19 protein-coding genes are annotated in these 16,854 nt (G+C 73.4%); 8 read left to right on the plus strand and 11 right to left on the minus strand.

Annotated features, from left to right (window positions below):
* Positions 1–63: 63 nt before the first annotated feature.
* From thiD to GEV43_RS04475, 3 genes are all read right to left on the minus strand, one after another.
* The gene (thiD, locus tag GEV43_RS04465) at positions 64–876 is read right to left on the minus strand and encodes a bifunctional hydroxymethylpyrimidine kinase/phosphomethylpyrimidine kinase (protein ID WP_160819586.1); all 813 of its coding nucleotides are present in this window, start codon (positions 874–876) and stop codon (positions 64–66) included.
* Positions 877–910: 34 nt separating this feature from the next.
* Positions 911–1,594, minus strand: a complete 684-nt coding sequence (locus tag GEV43_RS04470) for a cellulose binding domain-containing protein (protein WP_160819587.1) — start codon at positions 1,592–1,594, stop codon at positions 911–913.
* Between the two features lie 870 nt (positions 1,595–2,464).
* Positions 2,465–3,400, minus strand: coding sequence for a thiamine-phosphate kinase (locus tag GEV43_RS04475; RefSeq protein WP_160819588.1), 936 nt, complete (start codon positions 3,398–3,400; stop codon positions 2,465–2,467).
* 143 nt (positions 3,401–3,543) lie between these two features.
* On the opposite strand from GEV43_RS04475, the gene GEV43_RS04480 reads away from it, so the two are divergent.
* Positions 3,544–3,777 (plus strand): Lrp/AsnC family transcriptional regulator, encoded by a 234-nt coding sequence (locus GEV43_RS04480; protein ID WP_160819589.1) that lies wholly within the window; start codon positions 3,544–3,546, stop codon positions 3,775–3,777.
* A gap of 7 nt (positions 3,778–3,784) precedes the next feature.
* A complete protein-coding gene (locus GEV43_RS04485) occupies positions 3,785–4,252 on the plus strand; it encodes a DUF3515 domain-containing protein (protein WP_309239450.1) in 468 nt (155 codons plus the stop codon).
* A gap of 13 nt (positions 4,253–4,265) precedes the next feature.
* On the opposite strand, the gene GEV43_RS04490 is transcribed toward GEV43_RS04485, so the two are convergent.
* The 6 genes from GEV43_RS04490 to GEV43_RS04515 are packed head-to-tail and all read right to left on the minus strand — an operon-like array spanning position 4,266 to position 8,894.
* Positions 4,266–4,817, minus strand: a complete 552-nt coding sequence (locus tag GEV43_RS04490) for a nuclear transport factor 2 family protein (protein WP_160819591.1) — start codon at positions 4,815–4,817, stop codon at positions 4,266–4,268.
* An 11-nt stretch (positions 4,818–4,828) separates the two neighbouring features.
* Positions 4,829–5,023 carry a ferredoxin gene (locus tag GEV43_RS54595; RefSeq protein WP_160819592.1) on the minus strand — a complete coding sequence of 65 codons (195 nt, stop codon included), beginning with the start codon at positions 5,021–5,023 and terminating at the stop codon, positions 4,829–4,831.
* A complete protein-coding gene (locus GEV43_RS04500; RefSeq protein ID WP_160819593.1) occupies positions 5,020–6,360 on the minus strand; it encodes a cytochrome P450 in 1,341 nt (446 codons plus the stop codon). The genes GEV43_RS54595 and GEV43_RS04500 overlap by 4 nt, the downstream gene beginning before the upstream one ends.
* Positions 6,357–7,136, minus strand: a complete 780-nt coding sequence (locus tag GEV43_RS04505) for an SDR family oxidoreductase (RefSeq protein ID WP_160819594.1) — start codon at positions 7,134–7,136, stop codon at positions 6,357–6,359. The genes GEV43_RS04500 and GEV43_RS04505 overlap by 4 nt, the downstream gene beginning before the upstream one ends.
* Entirely contained in the window at positions 7,136–8,320 is a 1,185-nt protein-coding gene (locus GEV43_RS04510) for a cytochrome P450 (protein WP_309239451.1), read from the minus strand. The genes GEV43_RS04505 and GEV43_RS04510 overlap by 1 nt, the downstream gene beginning before the upstream one ends.
* Positions 8,321–8,333: 13 nt before the next feature.
* The gene (locus GEV43_RS04515; RefSeq protein ID WP_160819596.1) at positions 8,334–8,894 is read right to left on the minus strand and encodes a TetR/AcrR family transcriptional regulator; all 561 of its coding nucleotides are present in this window, start codon (positions 8,892–8,894) and stop codon (positions 8,334–8,336) included.
* A 159-nt stretch (positions 8,895–9,053) separates the two neighbouring features.
* On the opposite strand from GEV43_RS04515, the gene GEV43_RS04520 reads away from it, so the two are divergent.
* Complete coding sequence (locus GEV43_RS04520; RefSeq protein ID WP_160819597.1) at positions 9,054–9,860, plus strand: DUF5753 domain-containing protein; 807 nt, start codon at positions 9,054–9,056, stop codon at positions 9,858–9,860.
* The gene (locus GEV43_RS04525; protein WP_160819598.1) at positions 9,857–10,051 is read left to right on the plus strand and encodes a DUF397 domain-containing protein; all 195 of its coding nucleotides are present in this window, start codon (positions 9,857–9,859) and stop codon (positions 10,049–10,051) included. The genes GEV43_RS04520 and GEV43_RS04525 overlap by 4 nt, the downstream gene beginning before the upstream one ends.
* 25 nt (positions 10,052–10,076) lie before the next feature.
* Here the strand turns inward: GEV43_RS04525 and GEV43_RS04530 are convergent, their stop codons facing one another.
* Entirely contained in the window at positions 10,077–13,019 is a 2,943-nt protein-coding gene (locus GEV43_RS04530; protein WP_160819599.1) for a tetratricopeptide repeat protein, read from the minus strand.
* 161 nt (positions 13,020–13,180) lie between these two features.
* Between GEV43_RS04530 and GEV43_RS04535 the strand changes: the two genes are divergently transcribed.
* Positions 13,181–13,318 carry a hypothetical protein gene (locus GEV43_RS04535; RefSeq protein WP_160819600.1) on the plus strand — a complete coding sequence of 46 codons (138 nt, stop codon included), beginning with the start codon at positions 13,181–13,183 and terminating at the stop codon, positions 13,316–13,318.
* Between the two features lie 48 nt (positions 13,319–13,366).
* On the opposite strand, the gene GEV43_RS04540 is transcribed toward GEV43_RS04535, so the two are convergent.
* Complete coding sequence (locus tag GEV43_RS04540; protein WP_160819601.1) at positions 13,367–13,906, minus strand: MarR family winged helix-turn-helix transcriptional regulator; 540 nt, start codon at positions 13,904–13,906, stop codon at positions 13,367–13,369.
* Positions 13,907–14,099: 193 nt separating this feature from the next.
* Between GEV43_RS04540 and GEV43_RS04545 the strand changes: the two genes are divergently transcribed.
* The 3 genes from GEV43_RS04545 to GEV43_RS49425 are packed head-to-tail and all read left to right on the plus strand — an operon-like array spanning position 14,100 to position 16,851.
* Positions 14,100–15,179: an ABC transporter substrate-binding protein gene (locus tag GEV43_RS04545; RefSeq protein WP_160819602.1), complete on the plus strand. Its 1,080-nt coding sequence runs from the start codon at positions 14,100–14,102 to the stop codon at positions 15,177–15,179.
* Positions 15,179–15,976 (plus strand): ABC transporter ATP-binding protein, encoded by a 798-nt coding sequence (locus tag GEV43_RS04550; RefSeq protein WP_160819603.1) that lies wholly within the window; start codon positions 15,179–15,181, stop codon positions 15,974–15,976. Before GEV43_RS04545 ends, GEV43_RS04550 begins: the two co-directional genes overlap by 1 nt.
* Positions 15,973–16,851 carry an ABC transporter permease gene (locus GEV43_RS49425; protein WP_160819604.1) on the plus strand — a complete coding sequence of 293 codons (879 nt, stop codon included), beginning with the start codon at positions 15,973–15,975 and terminating at the stop codon, positions 16,849–16,851. The genes GEV43_RS04550 and GEV43_RS49425 overlap by 4 nt, the downstream gene beginning before the upstream one ends.
* Positions 16,852–16,854: the final 3 nt, after the last annotated feature.

Consider the following 16,854-nt stretch of genomic DNA (forward strand, 5'->3'; position numbering starts at 1 on the left):
CCTCCGGCGAGCCGACTTTCGCGTTCCCGGACCCCGCCCGGCGCGGGGACGCGCCGTTGAGGGTCAGTGCGCGGGGCGGAGGTTCCAGCGGTGGTCCACGGGGCCGATCCCGGCGCCCAACGGGAAGCCCGCCGCGATCGCGCCGGTGACGTACTCCTTGGCCTTCGCGACGGCGTCGGGCACGGTCTCGCCCAGCGCGAGGTGCGACGCGATCGCCGACGCGAGGGTGCAGCCGGTGCCGTGGGTGTGGCGGTTGTCGTGGCGGGGCGCGGTGTAGCGGTACTCGCGTTCGCCGTCGAAGAGCAGGTCGGACGGCTCGCCGGGCAGGTGGCCGCCCTTGACCAGCACCCAGGCGGGGCCGAGGGCCTTGACCGCCTCGGCGGCCTCGCGCAGGCCCGACTCGTCCACCACCTTCACGCCGGTGAGCTGCTCGACCTCCCACAGGTTCGGCGTGACGACGGTCGCGGCGGGCAGCAGCCGGGTGCGGACGGCGTCCACGGCGGACGGGTCGAGGAGCGAGTCGCCGTGCTTGGAGACGCCGACGGGGTCGACCACGGACGGCGCGTCCGACGCGGCGAGGCGTTCGGCGACGATCTCGACCAGCGTGCTGGACGCGAGCATCCCCGTCTTGATCGCGTGGACGCCGATGTCGGACAGCACCGAGTCGAGCTGGGCGCGCACGGCGTCGGGCGGCAGCTCCCAGTAGCCCTGGACGCCGAGGGAGTTCTGGGCGGTGACGGCCGCGATGACGCTCATCCCGTGGGCGCCGAGGGCGAACATCGTCTTCAGGTCGGCCTGGATGCCGGCGCCGCCGCCGGAGTCGGAGCCCGCGATGGTGAGCACGAGGGGCGGGGCCTGTCCCGGATTCTGCGTCATACCGCCACTTTAGAGGGCGTACGCCCCATCCTGGTCAGACGCGGGCGCAGGGCAGCCGGTTGAGGATGCACGACGACGGCCCGTGCACCGGCCCCTTCGCGGCGAACACGAACCGCACGGAGTGGCCGGGCGCGAGCGCGGGCGCGCCGGCGCGGCTGCGGATGAGCGGGCGCGCCCCGGGCTTGGCGAGGGTGGCGCCCTTGACGGCCCGTACGGACGTGCCGGGGATCTGGAACGCCAGCGCCCAGCGCGGGACCGGACGCTGCCCGCGGTTGGCGATCGTGACGGTGGCGCGGTACCCGGTGCTCGTACGGGACACGGCCTGGAACCTGATGACGAGCCCGTCGGCGCGGCCCGCGCCGCGGCTGGCCCGCTCCCCCGGCCCGCGCTGCGCGACCTGCCCGTCCTTGGGGCCGACCTGCGGCTCCTTCGGGGCGGCCCCGGCGAAGTTGAGGGAGATCTGCTGGGTGCTGAGCGCGTACGCGACCACGCCCACCGCGACGACGAGCGCCACGATCGGGAGCAGCGGCACGGGCAGCTTCGCGAACGCCTTCGTCCACTTCGTTCCCGAGTCGCCGGACGACGGCGCCGGAGCGTCGGGAGGCGGAGGCGCCTCGTGCCCGAACGCGGGCGGCTCGTTCGGAGGCTGCCCGGGAGGCTGCTGCGAGCCCCCGCCGGACGCGGCGCGCCGCGCGCCCTCGGGACGCGTCGCGTCCATGGACGGCCCCCCGAACCCGGAGGCGTCGAACGCAGGCGCCCCGAACGGAGAGGTACCGGTGGACGGCTCCTGCCCGCCCGACGCCCCTCCCCCACCCAGCACACCGAACGGAGAGGTACCGGTGGACCCGGACGAGGACGGCGGCGTCGAGTCGTCGTGAACGGGCGCGCCCAGCGGCCCCGCAGCGTCATAGCCCCGCGCGGACGGCGCAGCCGCGTCGCCGTAGGTGGGCCCGGAAGGCCCAGCCGCGTTGTAGTAGACGGGCGCGCTCAGCGGAGTCGCGTCGTCGTAGGCGGCCGCGGACGACGCGGTCGCGCCGTCGTGGACGGGCGCGCCGGGAAGGGACGCGTCACCGTAGGCGGCCGCGGGCGGCGCAGCCGCGTTGTCGTAGACGGGCGCGCCCAGGGGGCCGCGTCATCGTAGGCGGGCGCAGACTGTGGGGGCGCGTCGGTGTAGAGGGGGCGGCCGGTGGGGGGGTGTCGGCCTCGGTGGGGGCTCCCGGGGGGCCTGGGGGTGCCGAAGGGGGAGGTGCCGGTGGACGGGGAGTCGGCGGCGGGCGGCGGGGGTTCGGAGGCGGGGGCGGGCGGGGCGTACTGGGGGACGCCGAAGGGAGCGGTGTCGAACGAGACCCTCGGGGGTGGTTTCCGGAGGGGCCGGAAGGGGTGCCCGGAGGAGGGCCGGGAGGTGGCCCGGTCGAGCGCCCGGTGTACTGCTCCGACTCGCCCGAGGGCTCGTCGTCCGGGTGCTGGAGTCTCGTGTGTCGTCCCATCCCATCCCTCTTCGATCACAGGATGTATACCAAACCAGCACCAAACATGCCTACCGGATGAGTAAACGCGAGGTACTCGTCCCATTGCGTTTCACATGCGTTTACTCGCGGAAATGGTCCCATCCGCCGGGGCCCTGGACGGCGCCGTCGAGCGTCACTCCGCGGCCTTCCCTGACCTTTCCGACCACCGTCCAGGATGGGGGCGGAACGGCCGTCGCGGGGAAGGTTCCGGCGAACGCGTGGTCCTCTCCTCCGGTCAGTGCGAAGCGGCGCCGTTCGGGACCGGGGAACGGGGGCGCGGGGACGGCCGCGGAGTCGACCTCGATCCGTACGCCGCTCGCCGCCGCGATGTGCCCGAGGTCCTGGAGGAGGCCGTCGCTCACGTCGAGGAGCGCCGTCGCGCCGAGTTCGCGTGCTTCGGCGCCCGCCTCGTACGGCGGGACGGGGCGCAGGTGGGCCTGGACCAGTCGCTGCTCGGCGGCGGTACGGGCGCCGGGTCCGGGGTTCTGGAGGAGGTGGAGGCCGGCGGCCGAGTGGCCGAGCGCGCCCCGGACGGCGACCAGGTCGCCGGGGCGGGCGCCGGAGCGGGTGAGCGGAGGACGGCCGCCGAGGTCGCCGAGGGCGGTGACGGCGATGGTGATCTCGGGCGCGGAGACGACGTCGCCTCCGGCCACGGACGCGCCGACCACGGCGCACTCGTCGGCGAGGCCGTCGTAGAGGCGTTCGGCCCAGCCGACGTCGGTGGCGGCCGGGAGGGCGAGGCCGATCAGCAGGGCGGTGGGGCGGGCGCCCATCGCGACGACGTCGGCGAGGTTCTGCGCGGCGGCCTTGCGGCCGATGTCGTACGGCCCGGACCAGTCGAGCCGGAAGTGGCGGCCCTCGCCGAGCAGGTCGGTGGTCGCGACGACCCGGCCGTCGGGCGCGGCGATCACGGCGGCGTCGTCGCCGGGGCCGAGCCGGACGTCGCCGCCCTGGGGCAGGCGGCCGGTGAGCCGTCCGATGAGCCCGAACTCGCCGAGCTCGCCGATCGTCCCCATGCGCACCCCTCGTCCCGTCGCGGCCACGGGCGGACGGGCGGCGCGGGGCGTCCGCGATCGGGCGGCCCCCGGACGCCCGCCGTGGCGCATTACACGATACGGTGACCGTCCGACGGCTATTTCTCCGCCCAGGGGAGGACGTGATGGTGCAGGCCTACATCCTCATCCAGACCGAAGTGGGCAAGGCGGCCGCGGTCGCCGGTGAGATCGCCGGCATCCCCGGCGTCACCCTGGCGGAGGACGTCACGGGTCCCTACGACGTCATCGTCCGAGCGGAGGCGCGCAATGTCGACGAGCTGGGCAAGCTCGTCGTCGCGCAGATCCAGGCGGTGGAGGGGATCACCCGTACGCTCACCTGCCCGATCGTGCACATCTGACCCCGCCGTGCCCCGTCCGTTCCGCCTGCTCGCCCTCGCCGGCCTGGTCCCGGTGGCGCTGCTCGCGGCGGGCTGCGGCGACGGGGCGGTCGAGATCCAGCCGCCGAGGCCCGACGCGGCGACGACCCGGCTCTGCGAGGGGCTGCGGCTGCCGGAGAAGGTGCACGGCCGTTCGCGCCGCGACGCCTCCCCCGGCTCGCCGCTGACCGCCGCGTGGGGGTCGCCCGCGATCGCGCTGCGCTGCGGCGTGCCGCGCCCGCCGGGGCTGCGGCCGGACACGCAGCTCAGCACGGTCAACGGGGTCGACTGGTTCGGGCAGCCGTCGGGCCGTCCCGTCACGTGGACGGCCGTGGCGCGGCAGGCGTACGTGGAGGTCACGGTGCCCGCCAAGTACAGCCCGCCCGGGGACGTCCTCATCGAGCTGGGCGACGCGATCAAGACGACGATCCCGGCGAAGCCCGAGGGCCAGATCTAGCGCCGCGCCCCGTTCACCAGAGGGGGACGGGGGCCTCGCCTCTCGGGTAGTAGCCGGGGACCGGGTCGCCCGCCGCGGCGCGGTCGAGGCGCCGCCTCATCCCCTCCGACAGGACGTCCGCCTTCATCATCTCCACGAAGACGGACGTGACGTTGCCGAGGTCGAACCAGTCGCGCTGCCACGACCAGCGGCGGCCGCCCGCGTACCGGAACCAGCTCCCGCCGATGCCCGCGACCTCGTACGGGGTGCCGTCGGGGCGGCGCGCGTCGGCGACCTGCTTCCAGAACCCGACGACCTCGCCCTTGCGCTCGTCCACCAGGATGCTCTGGTACGGGTACGACCAGCCGTCCAGGCCGCCCATCTCGGAGCCGAGCGCGAGGTCGCGGATCTCGTCGCGGCCGACGGCCATGAAGTCCTGGCCGGGGCCGATGTTCCAGCCGTACGTGGCGTCCTCGGTGTAGAGGTCGGCGAGGGGCCGCCAGTCGCCGAGCTCCTCGCACCGCCGGTTGGTGTCGAGCCAGTGCTCGACCATCGCGTCCAGCTCCTCGCGGGGGAATGCGGGCATCACGTCTCCTGTCACGGTTCGAGCAGCTTGAGCGCGCGGGTCGGGCAGTAGCGGACGGCGCTGGCGACCTCGTCGCGCAGCGCGGCGTCCGGGGCGTCGTCCAGGACGCGGACCTTGCCCTTGGGCGGCACCTCGAACACGTCGGGCGCCTCCAGCTCGCACATCGCGTGGCCCTGGCACAGGTCGAGGTCGGCCTCGATCCTCACGGCCGCCTCCTGCGGTAGCGGACGGCGCAGGGCCGCGCGAGCTGGACGACCATCTTGGAGTGGTCGTTGCGGTACGTCCCGGGCGGCTGGGCGAGCTCGAACTCCCAGTCGCGCAGCAGGACGGAGAAGATGGCCTTGAGCTGGATCATCGCGAAGTTCGCGCCGACGCAGCGGTGCCGTCCCGCGCCGAACGGCACCCAGGTCCAGCGGTTGGCGAGGTCCTCCTCGCGGGGCGAGGCGTACCGTTCGGGGCGGAACGCGTCGGGCTCGGGGAAGTCCTCGGCGATGCGGTTGGACACCGCCAGCGAGCAGCCGACCATCGTGCCCGCCGGGATGCGGTGGCCGAGCACCTCCTGGTCGGACCGGGCGACGCGCAGCAGCAGGATCAGCGGCGGATGCAGCCGCAGCGCCTCCTTGACCGCCGACTCCAGCCGCGGGATCGCGCGCAGCGCCTGGAAGCTGACCTCGCGGCCGTCCTCGTACAGGCCGTCGAGCTCGCCGACGACGCCGTCCAGGACGTCCGGGTGGCGCAGCAGCTCGATCAGCGTCCAGGCGGCCGTCCCGGACGTGGTGTGGTGCCCGGCGAACATCATCGAGATGAACATGCCGGTGACCTGGTCGGCGCTGAACTTCGGCGTCCCGTCCTCCTCCCTGATCGACATCAGCACGTCGAGGAGGTCGCGGTCGTCGCGGGGCGGGTTCGGCGGCCGGCCGTCCATGATCCCCTGGACGAGCCGGACGAGCGCGGCGCGCGCCGCGTCCCGCTTGCGGAAGCTCTCGATGTCGGCGTACGGATCGACGTAGGCGATCGCGTCGGTGCCGCGCTCCAGGTCGTGGTACAGCTCGGCGAACCGCCGGTCGAGCCGTTCGCGGAACTTGCGGCCGATCAGGCACGCCGACGAGGTGTAGATCGTCAGTTCGGCGAAGAAGTCGAGCAGGTCGATCTCGCCCTCGTCGCCCCATCCGGCGACCATCCGGTCGACCTCGGCGGCGATCGTCGCGGCGTGCCCCTTGAGGAACGAGCCCTTCAGCGCCTGGTTGTGCAGGGCCTCGCGGCGCTGCTCGGGCGTCGCGTCGAACACCACGCCCTCCCCGAAGATCGGGGTCATGAACGGGTACGCCTCGGCCTGGTCGAGCTCCTCGTCCGGGGCGCGGAAGAAGAACTCGTTGGCCTCGGCGCCCGACAGCAGCACCACGCGCCGGCCCGCGAGCCGGAACTCGCCGACGTCGCCGCACTCGTCGCGGACGCGGCGCATCAGCCCGATCGGGTCGGAGCGCAGCTCGTCCAGGTGGTCGGGGCCGCCGGACACGGCGCGGGGCTCGGTCAGCGCTGTCATGGCTTCTCCAGGGGTGCCTCGGGCTGCACTTCGACGAGCGACAGGTGCGCGCCGCGCGGCGCCGCGACGACGGCCGCGACCGCCGCCGCCACGTCCGACGGCCGCAGGAAGTACGGGTGGCGGGCGGCGCCCCACTTCACCCACTCCTCCAGGACCTCCCCCGTGGTCTCGGCGTCCCAGCCCATCCCCATGCCCGTCGCGGTCGGGCCGGGCCGGACGATCGACGCCCGCACCCCCGTCCCCTCCAACTCCATCTGCATGGCGCGGGCCATGCCCTCGACGCCGTTCTTCGCGGCGACGTACGCGCCCATCCGGGTGCGCGGCATCCGCACGACGTCGGACGAGACGAACACCACGTCGCCCCGCCGCCGCGCCGCCATCCCGGGCACGATCGCCGACACGAGCCGGTGCGCGCCGACGAGGTGCACCTGCACCTGCGCGAGGAACGCGTCCGAGTCCAGCTCGTGGATGCGATCGGCGGCGAGGTCGCCCGCGCCGGACACGACGATCTCCATCGCGCCGAGCGCGTCCTGCGCCGCCGCGACGAACTCCTTGACCGAGCCCGAGTCGCCCACGTCCAGGGGATGCGCGAACGCCTCGCCGCCGCCCGCCCGGATCGTCGCGGCCAGTTCCTCGCACTTGTCGGCGCGCCGCGCGCCGAGCGCGACGGGATGCCCCGCGGTCGCGAGCGCGGTCGCGGTCGCGGCGCCGATCCCGGACGACGCTCCGGCGACCAGGGCGGGGCGCCGTTCGGGATGGGGATCGAACCTCGGCACTACAGCACCTCCATGCGTACGGGCAGCCTCGCGAAGCCGCGCACGTTGACCGAGTGGACGCGTTCGGCGCGCCCCTCGTCGACCTCGTAGCGGGAGACCCGTCCGACGAGCTCCGTCAGCGCGATCCGCGCCTCCAGGCGGGCGAGGTTGGCGCCGAGGCAGAAGTGCCGCCCGCCGCCGAAGCTGACGAGCTGGGACGTGTCGCGGTCCAGGTCGTAGTCGTCGGGCCGTTCGAAGACGCGCGGGTCGCGGTTGGCCGAGCCGACGAGCAGCAGCAGCCGGTCGCCCTCCGGGACCGTCCGCCCGTGCAGGACGGTGTCCTTGGCGACCGTCCTCGCGAGCATCTGGCTGGAGGTGTCGTAGCGGAGCGTCTCCTCGATCCAGGCGTCCACCCGCCCCGGGTCCGCGAACGGCTTGGCCGCCTGCGCCGGGTTGCGCGCACCCCAGTACAGGGCGTTGGCGAGCAGCTTGGTCGTCGTCTCGTTGCCCGCGACGACCATCAGGAACAGGAACGCGATGATCTCGCGGTCGTCCAGCCGGTCGCCGTCGACCTCCGCGTCCAGCAGCGCCGATGTCAGGTCGTCGCGCCGCCGCCGCTTCCGTTCGCCCACCATGTCCTGGTAGTAGCCGACCAGTTCGAGGGCGGCCCCCATGCCGGCGGGCGGCACGTCGTTCAGCCCCTCCTCCCGGTGCACCACCAGGTCGGCGAGCCGCCGCACCTCCGCCCGGTCGCCCTCCGGGACGCCCATCATCTGCGAGATGACGTCCATGGGGAGCAGCCCGGCGAAGTCGGCGACCCAGTCGAACTCCCGCTCGTCCAGCGCGGCGTCCAGGTACCCGCGCGCCAGCTCGCGGATGCCGTCGCCCAGCCGGGCGACGCGCCTCGGCGTGAAACCCTTGGACACCAGCGCCCGCATCCGCGTGTGCCGGGGCGGGTCCAGCGCAAGGAACGACATCGTCTTGTGCGCGTGCGGGCCCCAGGCGCTCGGCTCCAGCGAGACGCCGTTGGCACTGGAGAACGTCGCGTGGTCCCTGAACGCCGCCGCGACGTCGGCGTGCCGCGAGAGCGCCCAGAACCCGAGCTCGTCGTTCCTGTAGAGCGGGGCCTCGTCCCTCAGCCGCGCGTAGATCGGGTAGGGGTCCTCGTGGACGGCGTAGTCGTAGGGGCTGTAAGAGGGGTCCACACCCGTCACCTCGTTATTCGGGCACTATGAGCTCGGCCATCTCCGCGAGCCGGTCGGCCATCCGCGCGTAGGAGGTGTAGCCCATGCCCGCGTGCACCAGCGCACCGGCATAGGCGAGCTCCAGCGCGCCCAGCACCTTGGCGTCGGCGCCCTCCCCGAGGGCCGCCCCGAGCCGTTCGCGGATCGCGATCCCGATCCGCGTCCGCAGCTCCCGCACGTCCGGGTCGGTGCCGAGCATCGACGTCGTGCACGCGGCCGCCAGCTCCGGCTCGTCCGACACCAGCAGCGCGATCTCCCGCAGCACCTCGACGACCCGTTCCCGCTGGTTCCCCGCCGCCTGCACGGGCGGCAGCGCGCTCAGCCGCCGCCAGAACACCTCGGTGATCAGATGGTTCTTGGACGCGAAGTAGGTGTAGGCCGTCGCCGGCGCGACCCCCGCGCGCCGCGCCACGTTCCGCACGGTCAGGCCCTCGTACCCGGCCTCCCGCACCTCGGCCACGGCCGCGTCGGTCAGCCGCCGCACCGTGTCGGCCTGCCGCTCGGTGAGCCGCCGCCGCGTCGGCTCCGTCGTCATCTGCTGTTCCCCGGACACGTGTCCAGACATTAGTTCAGTTCCCTTTCCTCTGCAAGCTCCATCCGGTTCTACAGAACGCCTGTAGCCCTCGCCCGCGACCCTCGGCCCATCGCCTCCAACTACGTTGTGCAATGTTTTCGACACCCTCCGGAGGCGACGATGACCAGCGAGATCGACCCCACCACCTCGGCCACCGCCCTGTACGCCTACCGCATCCGCAAGGAACGGGAGCGCATCGGAGCCTCACAGGCCGAAGCCGCCGCAGCCGCCCACATCTCCAGGCAGCTCTACGGCCATTACGAGACGATGCGCCGCATCCCGTCCCTGGACGCGAGCGGCCGCCTCGACGCCTTCTACGGTCTCCCGGACACCCTCACGGACCTCCAGCCCCTCGTCGCCAAGGAGGTCGGCACCCTCGCCAGCTTCCTCGAATTCGCCGACCAAGAGGAGAAGGCCGACAGCATCCGCACCTACCAGCCGCTGATCATCCCTGGGTTCTTCCAGACCGAGGCGTACGTCCGGGCGATCCTGTCCATGGGGACGCGCGCCGACCAGATCGAACGCCTCGTCGCGACCCGCCTCGCTCGTCAGGCGAACTTCTTCACCGACGATCCACCGTTCGTCCTCGCCCTCATCGCCGAACGGGCGCTCCGCGAGAACGTCGGAGGCTTCGAGCTCATGAGGGAGCAGCTCAGGCACCTGCTGGAGCTGGCCGAGCACCCCACCATCCACCTCCAGGTGATCCCTGCGGGCGCGCCCGTCTACGCGAGCGGCGAGTTCTACCTGCTCGGCTACTCCGAAGGCGGAGACCTCGGCTACGTGGAAGGCGCGAACGGCCACGGCTCGATCATCGAGGCGTCGGGCGAGGTGCATGATCTCGGGCTACTCTTCGACCATCTCCAGTCTTCAGCGGAGACGATCGAAAAGTCACGGCGTCTGATCGAAGCCATTTTGGAGAGCCCGTGAACCTCACCTCCCGTTGGCGCAAGAGCACCTACTCCGACCAGCAAGGCGGCGCCTGCGTCGAACTCGCCGCTCTCGCGTCCTCGGTGGGAGTGCGCGACTCCACCGACCCCGCGGGGCCGCGTTTGGAGATCGCGCCCGATGCGTTCGCCGCGTTCATCGCTCGCGTCAAGGACGGGGGCCTGGACCTGTAGTAGCGGGGGCGCACGCCGAGGGAGGTCAGGCGTCCTCAGTTTCCAGGCGGGTCAGGGCGCGGCGGGCGGCGCGGGTGTTGGCGTGGTCCTCGCCGACGGCCGCCAGTTGAGCCGCCAGGACGGCCTCGTACTCGGTGCGGGCCGTGGCGGTGTCGATCACGCCGGCGGCGTGGCGGACCTCGGCGATGTCGAGGCGGGTGACGAGGGTCTCGGTGTGGTCGGCGCCGAGGACGGCGGTCTCCGCGGCGAGCACCTTGGCGTACGAGCGGTGGGCCTCGTCCCATTGCCCGTCGCGGTGCAGCATCGTCGCCAGGCAGTAGCGGGCGCCGCGCGCCGTTCCGGCCTCGGCGCCGTCGCGCCGGTCGTACGCGTCGGCGACCGGGCGCAGCTCGTCGGCGGCGTCGCGGTGCCGGCCGAGGTCGCTGAGGACGTGCGCCAGGCAGTGCCGTTCCTTCAGGACGACCGGGTCGTCATCGTCCATCAGGCCGTGCCGGGTCGCGAGGACGGCGCGGAACTCCGACTCCGCTCCGGCGTCGTCGTCCATCCGCCTCAGCAGGTGGCCGCGCTCGTGGCGGGCCTGGAGGACGGCCGGGTCGCCGTCCGCGCAGAAGTCGGCGAGCAGGTCAATGTAGCCGTCGATCTCCGCCAGCGCCTCCGGGAACCGCTTCTGCGTCTGGAGGTTGCGGGAGAGGGCGCGCTTCATGTCGCGGTAGAGGGACGCGCCGGTGTCGCCGCGCGCCTCCAGGTCCGCGAGGATCGACCGGCAGGCCGCCTCCGCCTCGGGGTGGTCGCCCGACGCGTCGAGGGCGTGCACTCGGTCGTGCCTGCGCTGCATCGTCACGGCGCGCCGGTCCTCGCCGGTGCGTTCGATCTCCTCGTCGGAGGCGTTGGCCTCGCCCGCGTCGCCGCGCTCCTCCAGCAGGGCGGCCAGGGCGCTGTGCGTGACCACGGTGTACGGGTTCGCGGGGCCGAGCACGCGCGTGCGGGCGGCGAGGACGGCGCGCAGCTCGCGTTCGGCGTCGTCCCGCGCGCCGGCCCGCGCGAGCGAGGCCGCCCAGTTGTGGTGAGTGATCAGAGTCTCGGGATGGTCGGCCCCGAGGACGTCGCGCTGGGCGCGCAGGACGTCGGCGTACTCCGTCCTCTCCTCCTCGTCGTAGAGGAACGCGAGGGCGTACCGGTGCCGCAGTGACAGGCGGGCCGGATGCTCCGGCTCCAGGACCTCGGCGCGCCGCCGCAGGAGCAGGATCAGCCCCTCGGCGGCCTCCTGCTTCCCGTTGAACCACAGGTACGCGATCGCGCCGAGGCCGATCTCCACCGCCTGGGCCACGAGCCGCGGGTCGTCCGGGGGCGCCTCCTCGGCCAGGCGCCGGACGTGCGGGACGAGGAGCCGCCACCATTCGCGGTTGGCGGGGAGTTCGGGCGCCCGCGCGCCGCCGCGTTCGAGCAGGGCGGCGGCGGTCGCGCGGACGGCGGCGCGCTCGGCGGGCGGCGCCGTGCGCAGCCGGTCGGCGTTGGACTCCAGGACGAGGCGGTGCGCGACGAGGCAGGGCAGGTCGGGCGACGTCTCGTCCACCTCCAGGAGGCTCAGTTCGACCAGCGCCTCCAGTGCGTCGTCGACGCGGTCGGCGAGGGGCGGGTCGGGCAGCAGGCCGTGCGCGGCGAGCACGGGCAGGTCGAGGAGGTCCACGGGGAACGGGGCGGGCGCGAAGCAGGAGAGCAGCCGCATCAGGGTCCTCGCCTCGGGCCGGTTCTGCGCGTCGAGGAGGTCGAGGCTCAGCTCCCAGGTACGGCTGACGAGGCGGCGGTGCTGGCCGTCCTGCGGAGCGCCCGCGTCGAGCAGCGCGGTGCCCACGTCGCCGAGCACCTCGGTGTACGCGGTGAACGTGCGGATGCGGGACGAGCCGTCGTGGCGGTGGCGCAGGAGCCCCGCGCCTCGGGCGGTGCGGGCCAGGTAGGAGCCGGCGAGGCGGAGGGCGAGGGGCAGGCCGCCGAGGCGTTCGGCGAGGGCGCGCGCCTCGTGCTCGGTGCCGGCGTGCCCGGCGAGGTCGATGAGGACGTCCGCGCCGTCGGCGGGGGTGAGGGGCTCGATGTGGTGGCAGTCGGCCTCGCCTCCCCAGGTCTCGGCCGAGCCGACGCGGCTGGTGATCAGGGTCAGGCCGCCGGGGGTGGCGCGGGCCCAGCCGGTGCCGTCGCCGGGCGCGCCGCGTTCGGCGGCGAGGACGGCCGGGTCGTCGGCGTTGTCGATCACCAGCAGCCAGGGCCGGGGCGACGCGTCGAGGTGGCGCCAGACCAGGTCCATCGCGCTGGTACGGCCCGTCCAGGCGTCCTCGACGTCCTCCTCGGAGGCGCCGAGTTCGCGGGCGGTCTCGCGCATGCCGGTGATCAGGCGGTCCCGGTCCAGGGCGGAGAGCCAGAAGACCCGGTGGCCCTGCTCGCGGGCGAGCCGGGCGAGGTGCAGGGCCAGGGTCGTCTTGCCGCAGCCGCCGAGGCCGTGCAGGACCTGGACGCGCCCGGTCGGCTCTGTCAGCCGCGCGCGCAGGACGGCCGCGACGCCGTCGCGGCCTCGGAGGCGGGCGGGCAGCTCGCCGAACGGCGGCTTGATCGAGAACATGCCCGGCCGGGACGGCGCGGGCGGCGGCTCGGTCGTCTCGGGCGGCCCTGACGCCCGGCCGGTGCGGGCCGCGTTCTTCCACGCGGTCTCGGCGGCCTTCGCGTTCTCCTGCGCGCGGCGCCAGGCGGTGTCGGGCCTGATGTCGCACGCCTGGAGGATCCTGCCGACGGTCCGCCAGGTCGGGGCGCGCCCGCCCGAGAGGGCGTCGGCGACCGTGCCGTGGCCGAGCCCGGCGGCCTCCCCCACGTCGCGGACGGCGCCGAAACCGGCCCGGTCCACCGCGTCGCGGAGCCGCTGCGCGAGGTCGCGCAGGGCCTCGGGGGCGTTGTCGTCGATCGGTTCCCTGAGCCGCCCCACATTGGCCTCCCGCGCCGCCGTCCGGACATCGCGATTGTCCTACGGCCGGGGAGCTCCGGGGGCTTTTGTCCGGGGTTTGTCCGCGCCCTTTTCCGGACGGCCGGGGCGGCCCGTACACCGGGGGCGAGGCCGCGGGAACGTCCCGCGGGGAAGGGACGGACATGATCGCGCACTACCTCGCGGGGCTGGCGCTCGCGCTCCAGACGCTCACGGCCGTTCTCGCCGTGCGGAACGACCGCCGCGAGACCCGCCGGGACCGGCGCGACGGGCATGACGGACGCGACGGACGTGACGGGTAGGGGCGGTGGAGCGGGCCGGGACCACGGTGACCTACCCTTTTGCGCAGGTCAGCGGTCGGTGCGGCGAGGGCGGCGCGGGGCCGGGGCCTGGCGGGACGCGATGACGGTCTGCATGGTGCGTTCGAGCAGGGCCAGGGCGGCGGCGATCTGGGTGCGCTCGGGGGCGGCGAGGCCGTCCAGGAGCGCCTCCTCGTTGGCGAGGTGCAGGGCGAAGACCTCGTCGATCAGGTCGATGCCGTCCCGGGTCAGCTCGGCGAACATGACGCGGCGGTCGCTCGGGTGGGGCGTGCGGGTGATGAGGCCCGCGCGCTCCAGGCTGTCGAGGCGGCCGGTCATCGCGCCGCTGGACAGCAGGGACGACTCGGCCAGCTCGGAGGGGGTCTTGCGGTACGGGGGGCCGCCGCGGCGGAGGTTGGCGAGCACGTCGAACGACTTGGGCGTCAGGCCGTGCGGCGTCAGGTAGCCCTCCAGCTCGTGGCGGGACAGCTCGGCGACGCGGCGCAGGCGGCCGAAGACGCCGATCGGCGAGGGGTCGAGGTCGGGGCGCTCCCTGCGCCACTCGTCGAGGACCTTCTCGACCGTGTCCATTGCACCGTCCGTGGGATGAGAGCCGGGCCGTCGTCGGCCGGGAAGCCGGTAGCGGAAGAGTAGCGGAACCAAGATACCTTGACACAAGTTATTTGGGTCCCAGATACTCCGTCTTAAAATATATACCTCCGCCCGCTGGCGGCGGAGCTCGGCGTGGGGCGCAACCGCCCGGCCAACTCCCGAACGAGGTCACATGCACACAACTTCTGGGCACACTCCCTCCGGTGCGCCCCGCGCGCGGCGGCTGGCGGCCGGCGCCGCCGTCGCGGCGGCCGCCGCCCTGGCGCTCGCCGCGTGCGGCGGCTCGGGCGAGTCCAAGGACGCCTCCGGGCGGATCAAGATCGACCTGCGCACGGACGTCTTCTACACCGGCGCCGTCCTCCCGCTCGTCGCGGGCGTCGACCAGGGCGTCTACGCCAAGCACGGGCTGAACGTCACGCTCAACCCGGGCAAGGGCTCGGCCACGACGCTCCAGACCGTGGCGAACGGGTCGGACGACCTCGGCTACGCCGACGCGGGCTCGCTCGTGCAGGCGGCCGGGAAGGGCATGCCGGTCCAGATGGTGGCGGGCATGGTGCAGCGGTCGCCGCTGGCGATCTTCACGCGGGCCGACTCGGGCATCAGGACGGCGAAGGACCTGGCGGGCAAGACGGCGGGCTACACGGCGGGATCGGCCGCGGAGACGGTGTTCCCGGCGTTCGCCAAGGCGAGCGGGCTGGACGAGGGCTCGGTCAGGTTCAACAAGGTGGACGTGCCGACGCGCGACAGCCTGTTCGTGCAGGGCAAGACCCGGTTCACGTTCGGGCTGACCAACGTCACCGGGCCCAACATGAAGATCAAGTGCGACTGCGACCTGAGGACCCTCGGGTACGCCGACGCCGGGCTGGACGTGCTGTCGTCCGGGATCGTCACCTCCAAGCGGTTCGCCAAGGAGCACCCCGGGACGGTCCGCAAGTTCCTCGCCGCGACCGCCGAGGCCGTCGCGGCGACCGACCGGGACCCTGACGCCGCGGTCGCCTCGTTCTTCAAGGTCGCGAAGACCAGCGCGCTGTCGAAGCAGGTCGTCAAGGAGCAGTGGCTGGCGTCGGCGAAGCTGATGGCGACCGCGCGGACGCAGGGCCAGCCGTTCGGCTGCACGGCCGAGGCCGACTGGCGCAGCACGATCGAGATCATGGAACGGCACGGCGGCGTGGACAAGGGCAAGGTGAAGCCCGCCGAGGTCGCCAGCAACGCGTTCCTGGACAAGTGCGCCGACCCGCTGGGGAGCGAGTAGTGGCGCCCGCGGCGGCCGCGCCGTACGTCGAGTTCGACGCCTTCACCAAGTCGTTCGACACCGGCGGCGGCGTCGTCACCGCCGTCAGCGAGATGTCGTTCGAGCTGGAGCGGGGCGAGTTCCTCGCGATCGTCGGACCGAGCGGCTGCGGCAAGAGCACGCTGCTGATGGCGCTGGCCGGCCTGACCCAGCCCACGTCCGGGCAGGTCAGGGTGGGCGGCGAGGCGGTGCTGAAGCCGTACACCGACCTCGGCATCGTGTTCCAGAGCGCCGAGCTGCTGCCCTGGCGCACCGCGCTCCAGAACGTGCTGCTCCAGGCCGAGATCCGCAAGGCGCCGAAGGCCGAGTCCGACGCGCGCGCCCGCGAGCTGCTCGCGCGGGTCGGCCTCAAGGGCTTCGAGGGCCGCTACCCGGACGAGCTGTCCGGCGGGATGCGGCAGCGCGTGGCGCTGTGCCGGGCGCTGCTGCACGACCCGGAGATCCTGGTGATGGACGAGCCGTTCGGCGCGCTCGACGCCCTCACCCGCGACCAGATCCAGATCGACCTCCAGCGGCTGTGGATGGAGCGCCGCAAGACGGTTGTGTTCGTCACCCACAGCATCGACGAGGCGGTGTTCCTCGCCGACCGGGTGCTGGTGTTCTCGCCGCGCCCGGCCCGCATCGCGGCCGAGTTCCGCGTCCCGCTGGACCGGCCCCGGCACCTCAGCGCCCGCGCCGGGTCGGTGTTCACCGACCTGGTCGGCGAGATCCGGGGCGTGTTCGAGACGCTCGGCGTGCTCTCGGAGGAGGCCAAGTGAGCCCGACGCAGGAGAAGAACGCGGCGCGCCGCGCGCCGTCCGCGCACGGGAGCGGCGGCGCGCCCGCCGCGCCGAGGCGGCGCGGGCGGTTCCTGGAGTCGAAGGTCGCCGACTGGGTGCTGCCCGGCGTGCTGGTCGTCGCGCTCGTCGCGCTCTGGCAGGCGATCGTGTCGTTCGGCGGCGTGGAGGAGTACGTGCTCCCGGCGCCGCTGGACGTGCTGGACAAGATGTTCGGCGACTTCGGCACGTTCGCCGAGCAGTCCGTCCCGACCATCGTGGCGATCTTCGTCGGGTTCGCGCTGGCCGTCGCGGTCGCGCTGCCCATCGCGGTGGCGATGGTCTACAGCGAGATCGTGCGGCGCGCGGTGTACCCGCTGCTGATCATCGCGCAGGTGGTGCCGAAGGTGGCGGTCGCGCCGCTGTTCATCATCTGGTTCGGCTTCGGGCAGCTCCCGAAGGTGCTGATGGTCGCGCTGATCTGCTTCTTCCCGATCGTGATCGACTCGCTGGTGGGCTTTCGCGCCGCGCGGCCGGAGAGCCTGATGCTGGTGCGGTCGATGGGCGCGGGCCGCTGGCAGGCGTTCTGGAAGATCCGCTGGCCGTGGGCGCTGCCGAGCATCTTCGCCGGCGTCAAGGTCGGCATCACCCTCGCGGTCGTCGGCGCGGTCGTCGCCGAGTTCGTCGGCGCCGACAAGGGCCTCGGCGTGCTGCTGATCACCGCGCGCGGCGACATGGACAGCCTGACGGTGTTCGCGTCGATCGCGTGGCTGACGGTGATCGGGTTCGTCCTGTTCCTGGTCGTGGAGGTGCTGGAGCGGGTCCTCGTGCCGGGCCGCAAGAGCGGCCGGACGTTCGAGGCGTCCGGGTCGCTGTGAGCG

Source organism: Actinomadura sp. J1-007, assembly GCF_009793335.1.
GTDB classification, from domain to species: domain Bacteria; phylum Actinomycetota; class Actinomycetes; order Streptosporangiales; family Streptosporangiaceae; genus Spirillospora; species Spirillospora yumaensis.

Coding starts and splice junctions, on each gene's coding strand:
- GEV43_RS04545 (WP_160819602.1), top strand. CDS start 14,100: ATGCACACAACTTCTGGGCACACTCCCTCCGGTGCGCCCCGCGCGCGG.
- GEV43_RS04500 (WP_160819593.1), bottom strand. CDS start 6,360: ATGACAGCGCTGACCGAGCCCCGCGCCGTGTCCGGCGGCCCCGACCAC.
- GEV43_RS04490 (WP_160819591.1), bottom strand. CDS start 4,817: ATGCCCGCATTCCCCCGCGAGGAGCTGGACGCGATGGTCGAGCACTGG.
- thiD (WP_160819586.1), bottom strand. CDS start 876: ATGACGCAGAATCCGGGACAGGCCCCGCCCCTCGTGCTCACCATCGCG.
- GEV43_RS04540 (WP_160819601.1), bottom strand. CDS start 13,906: ATGGACACGGTCGAGAAGGTCCTCGACGAGTGGCGCAGGGAGCGCCCC.
- GEV43_RS04535 (WP_160819600.1), top strand. CDS start 13,181: ATGATCGCGCACTACCTCGCGGGGCTGGCGCTCGCGCTCCAGACGCTC.
- GEV43_RS04520 (WP_160819597.1), top strand. CDS start 9,054: ATGACCAGCGAGATCGACCCCACCACCTCGGCCACCGCCCTGTACGCC.
- GEV43_RS04475 (WP_160819588.1), bottom strand. CDS start 3,400: ATGGGGACGATCGGCGAGCTCGGCGAGTTCGGGCTCATCGGACGGCTC.
- GEV43_RS04480 (WP_160819589.1), top strand. CDS start 3,544: ATGGTGCAGGCCTACATCCTCATCCAGACCGAAGTGGGCAAGGCGGCC.
- GEV43_RS04470 (WP_160819587.1), bottom strand. CDS start 1,594: ATGGACGCGACGCGTCCCGAGGGCGCGCGGCGCGCCGCGTCCGGCGGG.
- GEV43_RS04515 (WP_160819596.1), bottom strand. CDS start 8,894: ATGACGACGGAGCCGACGCGGCGGCGGCTCACCGAGCGGCAGGCCGAC.